The sequence below is a fragment of the Brachyspira catarrhinii genome, assembly GCF_005518285.1.
Classification (GTDB): Bacteria; Spirochaetota; Brachyspiria; order Brachyspirales; family Brachyspiraceae; genus Brachyspira; species Brachyspira catarrhinii.
Genome location: NZ_SJDU01000623.1, coordinates 1 through 902 on the forward strand (window position 1 = coordinate 1; position 902 = coordinate 902).

Here is a 902-nt window from a genome sequence, read left to right on the forward strand (position 1 = left end):
ACTTTAATATTTTCGATTTCGAGCTTTCCGAAGACGACATGAATAAAATAAAATCTTTGGATACTGATAAAAGTTTATTTTTTAGTCATAGCGATATTGAAATCGTAAAATTTCTTATTAGTAAAAAAGTTTGATTTGAATAATATTTTTAATAAATCAAGGAGAAAGAAAATGTTTAAAAAAATATTAACGATTATTATTACGGTTTTCGCGTTAATTGGCTGCAATAATAATCAAAATAACGGACAAATTAATGCAAATCAAAGTAGCGTGATTAATCCTTTTACGACAAATGCGGACGGAAGGATTAATTCAAAAGGATTAGCCGCGGTTTCAAAAAACATGAATTTTACGGTTAGAGAATTCACGAGGCATCCAGTGGGAGAAAACGATATTTTAATCGAAATTCTTTATGTGGGAATTTGCCATAGCGATATTCATTCCGTAAACGGAGACTTTGAAGAAGGAAATTATCCTATAATTCCAGGGCATGAAATAGCGGGAAGAGTAGTTCAAGTTGGAAGCGCGGTGACAAAATTCAAAGTGGGCGATTATGCGGGAGTAGGTTGCATGGTTAATAGTTGCGGAAAATGTGAGAATTGTCTTAATAATAAAGAACAATATTGCTTAAATAGAGCGATTTTGACATACGGTTCTGTAGATAGATTTCATGATAACGAAATTACTCAAGGCGGTTATTCGGATAATATAGTCGTTTCCGAAAAATTTGCAATCTCAATTCCGTCAAACGCTCAAATTGAAAAAGTCGCTCCGTTGCTTTGCGCGGGAATTACTACTTACTCTCCAATTCAAGTAATGAAAATAAAGAAAGGAGATAAAGTAGGCGTTGCAGGATACGGCGGACTCGGACATATGGCTGTTCAATACGCGGTTAAACTTGG

The 902-nt window shown here is 34.4% G+C and carries 1 protein-coding gene; it reads left to right on the forward strand.

Annotated features, from left to right (window positions below; genetic code table 11):
• Nucleotides 1-171 precede the first annotated feature (171 nt).
• Nucleotides 172-902 (forward strand): alcohol dehydrogenase catalytic domain-containing protein (locus EZH24_RS12690; protein WP_153227241.1); only part of this gene is annotated, 731 nt, incomplete at its 3' end.